The 9,142-nt window shown below is 30.1% G+C and carries 7 protein-coding genes; 5 read left to right on the forward strand and 2 right to left on the reverse strand.

Features of this window, described 5'->3' with window-relative positions; all coding sequences use genetic code 11:
• Nucleotides 1–121: 121 nt before the first annotated feature.
• On the reverse strand, nt 122–1,846 hold the full coding sequence (locus tag KQI16_RS02345; RefSeq protein WP_442861799.1) for a S8 family peptidase: 1,725 nt from the start codon (nt 1,844–1,846) through the stop codon (nt 122–124).
• Nucleotides 1,839–3,662 carry a S8 family peptidase gene (locus tag KQI16_RS02350; protein WP_216431931.1) on the reverse strand — a complete coding sequence of 608 codons (1,824 nt, stop codon included), beginning with the start codon at nt 3,660–3,662 and terminating at the stop codon, nt 1,839–1,841. The genes KQI16_RS02345 and KQI16_RS02350 overlap by 8 nt, the downstream gene beginning before the upstream one ends.
• A 232-nt stretch (nt 3,663–3,894) precedes the next feature.
• Here KQI16_RS02350 and KQI16_RS02355 point away from each other — a divergent pair, with 232 nt between their 5' ends.
• The 5 genes from KQI16_RS02355 to KQI16_RS02375 all read left to right on the forward strand — a co-directional run bounded on the left by KQI16_RS02355 (nt 3,895) and on the right by KQI16_RS02375 (nt 9,027).
• A complete protein-coding gene (locus tag KQI16_RS02355; RefSeq protein ID WP_216431934.1) occupies nt 3,895–4,926 on the forward strand; it encodes a galactose ABC transporter substrate-binding protein in 1,032 nt (343 codons plus the stop codon).
• Nucleotides 4,927–4,988: 62 nt separating this feature from the next.
• On the forward strand, nt 4,989–6,020 hold the full coding sequence (locus KQI16_RS02360; RefSeq protein WP_216431936.1) for a galactose ABC transporter substrate-binding protein: 1,032 nt from the start codon (nt 4,989–4,991) through the stop codon (nt 6,018–6,020).
• Nucleotides 6,021–6,108: 88 nt separating this feature from the next.
• The gene (scfA, locus tag KQI16_RS02365; RefSeq protein ID WP_119864673.1) at nt 6,109–6,246 is read left to right on the forward strand and encodes a six-cysteine ranthipeptide SCIFF; all 138 of its coding nucleotides are present in this window, start codon (nt 6,109–6,111) and stop codon (nt 6,244–6,246) included.
• A 61-nt stretch (nt 6,247–6,307) separates the two neighbouring features.
• Entirely contained in the window at nt 6,308–7,663 is a 1,356-nt protein-coding gene (gene scfB, locus KQI16_RS02370) for a thioether cross-link-forming SCIFF peptide maturase (RefSeq protein ID WP_216431937.1), read from the forward strand.
• Between the two features lie 146 nt (nt 7,664–7,809).
• Entirely contained in the window at nt 7,810–9,027 is a 1,218-nt protein-coding gene (locus tag KQI16_RS02375) for a M16 family metallopeptidase (protein ID WP_216431939.1), read from the forward strand.
• The last annotated feature ends 115 nt before the right edge of the window (nt 9,028–9,142 follow it).

Here is a 9,142-nt window from a genome sequence, read left to right on the forward strand (position 1 = left end):
CCAAACTTTATTTTTTATGAACAGTTAAATTTAATTATTGTTTTTACATACTATTATTTTTTATTTATTATAAAATTTTATTCATAAAATAAAAAATCCCCTAAGGGATTTTTTATATAAATTAAGTAATATTATCAAACAACTTAAAGATATTGAGCATACCAAAGCCCCATTGAGGATTTGGATATATATCTCCTGATCTTTCATTTACTCCTCTAGCTAAATAAGTTTTAAGAGTTTGGGTATAAAGATTTTTATTATTACCTTGAATTATGCCCCAATCAAAAAGCATGGCGCAGGCTCCTGCAACTATTGCACCAGCTACACAAGTTCCACTTACTACGGCAATTTCATTATTTGGAGCAGTGGTAAGGGCGTTTTCTCCTCCTGCAGCCACATCTATGGGATTTATATATCCTGAAATAAAAGCATTTCCAGAATAATCAACTAGATTATTATTGTTTTGATTATATGCAGCAGCAGTTATAATAAAATCAGAGTTTCCTGGACTTGTTATAGTACCATAAGGATCAGCTGGGTTAAACTGAGTACCAGGAAGAGTTAAACCTCCTTGAGGAAGCCAGGCATTTATTGCTCCATCTATTATTTGATTACCCAGAAATCTTAATCGCCAAATTCCTGGCTGTAAGTTTAAAAATACAATTCTTATATTTTGCTCTCCGGTACTATCGTCAGGTATGAAATAGAATATATCTACCCGTGTATTTTCAAATACAAAATTATGGGTGTAAGAATTTGTTGTATAATTTATGACTCCAGTGTTATCACCAGAAGGTGATACAATATCAACGGATACAACATTAGGAAGATCTACCCAGACATCTACAATTAAGGACCCTTGTCCTGGGGCGACATCTAAATCAAAGGTTTTTATAGGTTCTTCAGGTCTAAGAGTGGCAGAAGCATGCCTTTTGGTATTTCTTTCATTACCAGTAACAGTTACCATAGCAAAGCCGTTATATAAGGCTAAACTGCTGATATACCTTTCTAGGAGGGTTGAACCTTTATGGCTTCCTAAACTAGATCCTAAAGGAAGATATGCAACAATAGGATCTTGTACAGATAAAGCATAGTTAGAAATATTTCTTAAGGCTGCAAATATTGAAACTACATTATAAATAGGTTCTTGTATATCTACTTTATAAAGAGATTTAAAGGCTATATCTTCTACTAATTTTATAATAATAAATCTACAATCAGGTACAACACCTCTTAACTCAGGATTTTTGCCTCTTGCCCCTATTAGTCCTGCCATATTGGTACCATGTCCAATTTCATCCCTTACAGGAACAATAGAGTAAGGATCTCCACCTTGCCTATAGGTGTTGATAGCTTCTTGAATTTGTTCCCTATTATAAATTGTGCCAAAAAATATTGGAAAATCTTCTGTTTGATCAAGTTGATTAGGAGCGCTTTGATCCCAAATGTAATCTATACGGGTATTGCCATCTTCGTCCATAAATTCTTCATTTAAATAATCTATTCCCGTATCAATTATGGCTACTTTAACACCTGTACCTAGAATATTTAAAGGCAGATTAAGCTGTAGAAATTCTGCCTGGGAGGCTTCTAATGGTGAAATTTGCTGAAGACTGTAAATAGTGTAAGGGTTTATATATATGATTGTTTCAAAGGGTGGAGAAGTTAGTATATCTTCAAGAGGTTCAAATGTAGATAGTATTGCATATTTATCTGTTATCACTGTAATTTTAAGGTTAGGATAATTAGCTATTTCAGCTTCAACATCGCCAATATAATGGACAAGATAGTGATAAATATTAGGGGTATTAAAGATGTTATCATAGTCATTAAATTGCCTATTCAATATTTTCACCATCCTTTTTTAGAAAATTATAAGATTTTTCAAGTTTTTTAATATTTTCATTATTGCTTTTATTAGAGCTTCTTAAAGCATTAGCAAAAATTCCAGCAATAAAGTTAAAGGTTCCGAGTAAATTAAATTCTCCATATCCAATATCTACATTTGGATATGTAAAATTAGGATTTCTAGTAGAACCATAAATTAAGTAGCTTCTAATTTTTATAGTAGACATAGACCTATCATTACCCTTTATAATTCCCCATTCTAAAAGAAGGGCACAGGCTCCAGCAATAATGGCAGAGGCAGCGGAAGCGCCAGATAAAGTACTTTTATTTCCATTAACATCGCTAGCTAATATGTTTACTCCGGTAGTAGCAATAGCTGGATTAATAAATCCATTAACATTAAAGCCTTTACCAGAAGTAGGGGTAATTGAATTATTAATTCCCAAATAGGCTACACTTGTAATATATAAGGTGGTAGCAGGAACAAGTAAAGTATTTTGTGGATCAGGAGTTAAAAATTCTACTCCAGGGGGTAGTGTATTGCTAGGAGGCATCCAAATATCATATCTTCCATCAACTATATAGGAACCAATAAGGTCAATTCTCCAAATACCTGGTTTAATTCCAGTAAATTGCACATTAATAAGATCATTTCCGGTAAAATGTTCAGGAGTATAATAAGTTACTGTAAGACTAGTATTAGTAAATATATACTTATAGTTTAATCTTCTTCCTGTTTGAGAAACTATAATTCCACTAGATTCCCCATTTGGTGATGTAATATTTATCGAGGCTCTATTTGGACTTCTAAGCCAAATGCTGAAGGAAAAATTTCTTAGTTCTCTAGAAATTCTAAATTCCTGAGTAGAAGTTTCTTGTACGCCTGGTATAAAGCCTGAAACATGTCCTTGAGCATTACCTTCATTACCGACACCCATTACTATGCATAATCGCCCATAGACCATTAAATCCATTATATATCTAGATATTAAACTAGCACCATCATGACTTCCAAAGGTTGTACCTACACCAATATATATAACCATAGGCCTGTTAAGTCTTAAAAATTCATTTTTAAGAAATTCTAAAGCAGTAAATAGTTCGGATACATTATATACGGGAGGAGGAGTCATATTATTTTCAAGAATTTTCTGTCGAAAGTTAGTAGACTGAAATAGCTTAACTATTACAAAGTCACATCCATTAGCAACTCCTTGTAAATCAGGATTCTCTCCTCGCGCACCAATAATACTTGCAACCTTAGTACCATGTCCAACATCATCTATTGAAGGAACAATAGCATAAGGATCTTCATTGTTTCGGCTTGCTTGTATTGCTAAATTAATTTGTTCATTAGTAAAAACTTTACCCATGTACATATTATAATTATCTTGAAAGTCATTAGAACTTATAGTTTGATCCCATAAACTAAGTATTCTTGATGTACCATCTTCCCTTATAAATTCAGGGTTTAAATAGTTTATTCCTGTATCTATAATGCCTACTACCACTCCTCTTCCGCTTAGATCCAAATATGGATTTAATTGAATATTATGGATATTATCAACGTAAGAAGGAGAAATCTCTTGAAGCACCATCATAGTACGAATATCTATGTATACTATTGAAGGTACATCTGCTCTAAGTCTATCTAAATCATTTTCATTCACCGCAACAACGCCAAATGCCTCAGTTATTGCTACCCCACAAGCATAATCTACCCTTGCCATTTCTTCTAGGAAGGGTCCCCTATATTCAATTAGGTAGTTTGCCACTGAAGGATCAAAAAATAAACTGCAATTTGTCTGTATCATAGGTTCTCCTAAAAATATCATAAAATTATACAATATTATATTAAGAAAAATAGGAAAATATGAATGAAATTATTGAATCAAGAAATTCTAATAAAATCCAATAAAAAAAATAAATATAAAACTGAAAAAAATAAATAATAAAAGTAAGGATAAAATTATTTTAAAGTGATAAATAATAATTTATTGAAAAATAATGAACTTATAAAATTATTATTAATAAGGTGGAGATAAAATGTTAAAAAGAATATTAATAATTAATTTTTGTATTTCATTAATATTTTTCTTTTCTTTAAGAAATATGAAAGTTAATGCTCAGCCTCAGGATGAAAGGATAAAAGCAGCAGTATTCTTTTATGATGAGGATAATGATTATAATATTGCGTTAAAAGAAAATTTAATCAATCTTGCTAATAGCAGCAAAAAGAACATAGAATTAATTTTTTTTGATGGAAAAGAAAATCAAGAGCTTCAAAATAATCAATTAAATGAAGCTTTAAAGGATGATGTTGATATTATTTTCATGAATATTGTTGATACAAATAAAACGGATGATATTGTTGATAAGGTTAAAGGATATAATATTCCCCTCATATTTTTTGTAAGAGAGCCTAAGTCCTTTGAAGCAATTAAATCCTATGGTAAATCTATTTTTATTGGTACTGATGATTGTGAACTAGGATTTGTGCAGGCTGATATGATATTAAATCAAATTAAGAACAAGAAATTAGTAGATAGAAATCGTAATGGTAAACTAGATTATATTTTGCTTAGGGGAAATAAGGAAAGTATAGAATCAAGATTAAGAAGCAGATGTGCTTTGGAAAAATTAAAAAGTAATCTTGAAATTAATGAGATTTATTCTGGTTATTTTAATTGGGATAAAAAGACTGTAAGGGATTATTTAACTCCCTTAATCTTGTTAAAGCTTCAAGATGTAGATATTATAATTTCAAATAATGATGAAATGGCCTTTGGTGCAATAGAGCCCCTTCAGGAATTTGGTTATAACTTAGGTGATGAAAAAATGTACATACCTGTATTTGGGATAGATGGAATTTCTGAAGCTATAGAATTAATTAATAAGGGAATAATGGAAGGAACAGTGATTCAAGATCCTAAAATAATGGCAGATGCAATAAGAAAAATTGGACTTAATATGTATTATGAAAGGAAGCCTTTAGAGGATACTGATTATACTTTTGATAACAGCGGTGTTGCAATAAGAATACCAAATGGGGGATATATATTAAGAAATGAAAATTAAAATAGTATTCAAAATTAATTATTTTTTTAAAGAATACTATTTTTAATAAATGGAGGATACAAATGAGAAGAAAATTTATTATATGCTTCTTTCTATTATTAATTTTATTATTAAACTCTTTTACCTCAATAGTGAAGAGTCAGCCCAATGAAATTAAAAGATTTGCTGTTCTTTTTTATGATGAAAGTGATGCTTATATTTCACTGGTAAAAAAAGCCTTAGAGGAAATCCAACAACTAAATCATGATAAGGTTGAATTTATATATTATGATGCTGCCAATAATCAAGGAGTGCAAAATCAACAATTAGAGCTAGCTCTAAGAGATAAGGTGGATGGATTATTAGTAAATATAGTCGATTATAATAAGTCTCAATCCTTAGTTAATAGAGCAAAGGAAAATAATATTCCTATTATTTTCTTTAATAGAGAGCCTACTACTTTGGATAGTATTCAATCCTATGGAAAATCAATTTTTATTGGTACTAGTGGATGTCAATCAGGAAATATGCAGGGGGAAATGATTATTAATCAGATCCAAAATAAAATTGTTTTAGATAGAAATAGAAATAACCAATTAGATTATGTATTATTAAAAGGACCGAGAAATAATAAAGAAGCTATAGAAAGAAGCCGCTGTGTGATTGAACAAATTAACAATGTTGGTATAAGAACAAATGAACTTTATTCTGAATTTATGAATTGGGATAGGGAAATAACAAAAGAGAGGTTAACTCCTGTATTACCTGGAATAATAACAGATTTAGATGTTATTATTGCTAATAATGATCAAATGGCAATTGGAGCAATAGAAGCCCTTCAGCAATATGGTTATAATTTGCCTGGAGGAAGAAATTATATACCTGTTTTTGGAATTGATGCTATACCAGAAGCTATTGACTTAATAAATTCAGGGCTCATGGAAGGTACTGTACAACAAGATGCAAAATCTATGGCGGAGGCTATGTATATAACGTCTATGAATTTTGCAGAGGGGAAAAGCCCCTTAGCTGGAACTGATTTTGCATTTGATTCAACTGGGGTGGCCCTAAGAATACCTTATCCAAATTATATTGTTAAGCCGATAAGTCAATAAATAGAAGGGGTTTGGGAAAAATTAACTTCAACATTCAAAATATTTATGATAAAATTGTTTTGAAAATTAATAATGGGGGAGTATTAATATGAAGCATATAAGAACAATAAACAAAACAAACATAAAAAATAGTTTAGTAAAACCAGGATGCAAAGAATGTGCTAATTCATGTCAATCAGCTTGCAAGACTTCATGTACAGTTGCAAATGTAGCGTGTGAAAATTAGTAAGCAGGCAGCAGCTAAATAGTTGCTGCTTTCTTTATTCTTTTATCTGGAGGGAAAATTAATGGCATTAATACACAAATTTAAGCAAGGTGAAAACTATTTTGTTTTAGATGTAAATACTGGAGCTGTTCATATAGTAGATGAACTTGTTTTTGATTTACTAGATGATAATGGAATGAAAAGTAAAGAAGAGCTATTAGAAAAGTTATCAGAAAAATATGAAAAGGAAGTTGTTTTGGAAGCTTATGATGAAATAAATGAGCTGATTAAAGAAGGGCTTCTTTACACTGAAGATAGATACGAAGAAATTGCTCATAGCTCTATGGATGATAGAGATTATATAAAAGCTGTCTGCTTAAATATAATTCATGGCTGTAATTTAAGATGTAAATACTGCTTTGCAGACGAAGGTGAATATAATGGACATAAAGGTGTTATGTCTTTAGAAACTGCAAAAAAAGCAATAGATTATGTTGTTAAAAGAAGCGGTCCGAGAAGAAATATAGAGATAGATTTATTTGGTGGAGAACCAACCTTAATCATGGATACCATAAAGGAAATTATTAAATATGCTAGAGAAAATGAAAAAAGGTGGAATAAAAATATTAGATTTACAATGACTACAAATTCTACCTTATTAAATGAAGAAATGATGGAATTTATGGATAAGGAAATGGGAAATATTATTTTATCCTTAGATGGAAGAAAATCAGTAAATGACAAGGTTAGAATAAAAGTTGATGGTAGCGGATCTTATGATGATATATTACCAAATATTAAAAAGATGATAAGCAAAAGGACTCCTGGAAAGACTTATTATGTTAGAGGAACTTTTACAAGAGCCAATACAGACTTTTATGAAGATGTAATGGCTATGGTAAATGAAGGTTTTAGGGAAATATCCATAGAACCAGTGGTATTGCCGGATGACCATCTCCTTTCCTTAAGGGAAGAGGATTTAGAAACTATAATGGAAAGTTATGATAAATTATATGAAGACATGGCAAGAAGAAAAAGAGAAAAGAAGGATGAATATACTTTCTATCATTTTAATATAGATTTAAACGGTGGCCCTTGCGTTTATAAGAGAATTTCTGGTTGTGGTGCAGGATTTGAATATGTTGCAATAACACCACAAGGGGAAGTTTATCCTTGCCACCAGTTTGTAGGAAAAGAAGAATTTAAGCTTGGAAGTATATATGATGATACTTATGATGCTGAATTAGGCAAGAAGTTTAAAAAGGCTCATATCTATAATAAGCCAAAGTGCAGGGAATGTTGGGCGAAGTTCTATTGCAGTGGTGGATGCCAAGCAAATAATTATAATTTCAATGGAGATATGAATATTCCATATGAAATTGGATGTAAAATGCAGAAGAAGAGGATTGAATGTGCTATTGCGCTAAAAGCGGAGTAGTCAAATCTTAGTCTAGTTTATAAGCTGCAGTGAATAGTTTATGGGGAAGGGAAGTTTTGCGATACTAAATTGTAAGACATCCCTTTCTTTTATATAATTAATTAATTAAGTATATTAACTGTGAACTGAATAAGGGGGATAAAATGATTCAGGAATATATATTAAAAAATAGTATTAAGTTAATTTATAAGAAAACAAGTTCAAAATTAACTTCTATTTCAATTTCTATAGATGCAGGTGCTGGCAAGGAAAAGAATTTACTTGGATTAGCTCATGCAACAGAACATATGGTGTATAAGGGAACATTAAAAAGAAATGAAGCTGAAATAAATAGAGATTTAAGTAATATCTTTGGTTTTCAAAATGCAATGACAAATTACCCTTATGTTATATTTTATGGAACATCTTTAGCTGAAGATTTTGAAAAGGGTGTTGAGTTATTTTCGGATATAATAATAGAGCCAGCTTTTAAGGAAGAGGGCTTTATGGAAGAAATGGAAGTAATTAAGGAAGAATTAATGGAGTGGGATGAAGAATTAGATCAGTATTGTGAAGATAGGCAGTTTTTTAATAGTTTTGAAAATAGAAGAATAAAGTACCCTATTATAGGAACAATGGATAGTTTAAATAAAATAAAGTTAAAAGATATTAAAGAATTTCACAGTAATAATTACCTGCCTAAAAATACTTCAATAGCGGTTATTTCCTCCTTAGAATTTCACGAAGTTAAATCAATTGTTGAAAAATATTTTGACTCTTGGGATAGAGAGAGTATTTTAGAAGAAACTGAATTAGAATATGAATTAATAAAAGATAATATTTTTAAGGATATTAAGAAAGGTATTAATACTTGTAGAGTACAAATATGTTTTCCTATTGAGGATTTATCTTTAGAGGAAATTAAAGCTTTGAGAATATTTAATATATATTTTGGAGATGGAGTAAATTCCTTATTATTTGATAATTTAAGGACTAAGAAAGGACTTGTTTATGATGTTTTGACAAGTATTGCTAATGAAAAGTATATAAAGCTATATAAAATATTTTTTAATACATCAAAGGAAAAACTTGAAAAATCAATAGAGGTGGTTGAAGAATGTATAAGAAATATAGAGGTCTTTTTAATAAATATAAAGGAAAATGATTTACAAGATTTTATTAAAGTTTTAAAGTTGAAAAGATGGTTTAGGGAGGAACAAAATATTATTTTAGCTAAAGAATTATCCAGCTATAGTACTATGTTTAATGATTATAAAATTTATAGCGAAGAATTTAATAATATAGAAAAGATAGACAAAAAAATTATATGTAGTACGGTGAAGAAAGTTTTTAAAAGAAGGTCTATACAAATAATAACAAATTAGCTAAAATAATGACAAGGAGACTATTATGACTAAGGCGCCATTATTAGAAAGTTTAATAAATTATCATAAAGAAAATAATTTAATTTTATCCATGCCAGGAAATAAATCCGGTAAA

Source organism: Caproiciproducens sp. MSJ-32 (assembly GCF_018918055.1).
Lineage (GTDB): Bacteria > Bacillota > Clostridia > Clostridiales > Clostridiaceae > Clostridium.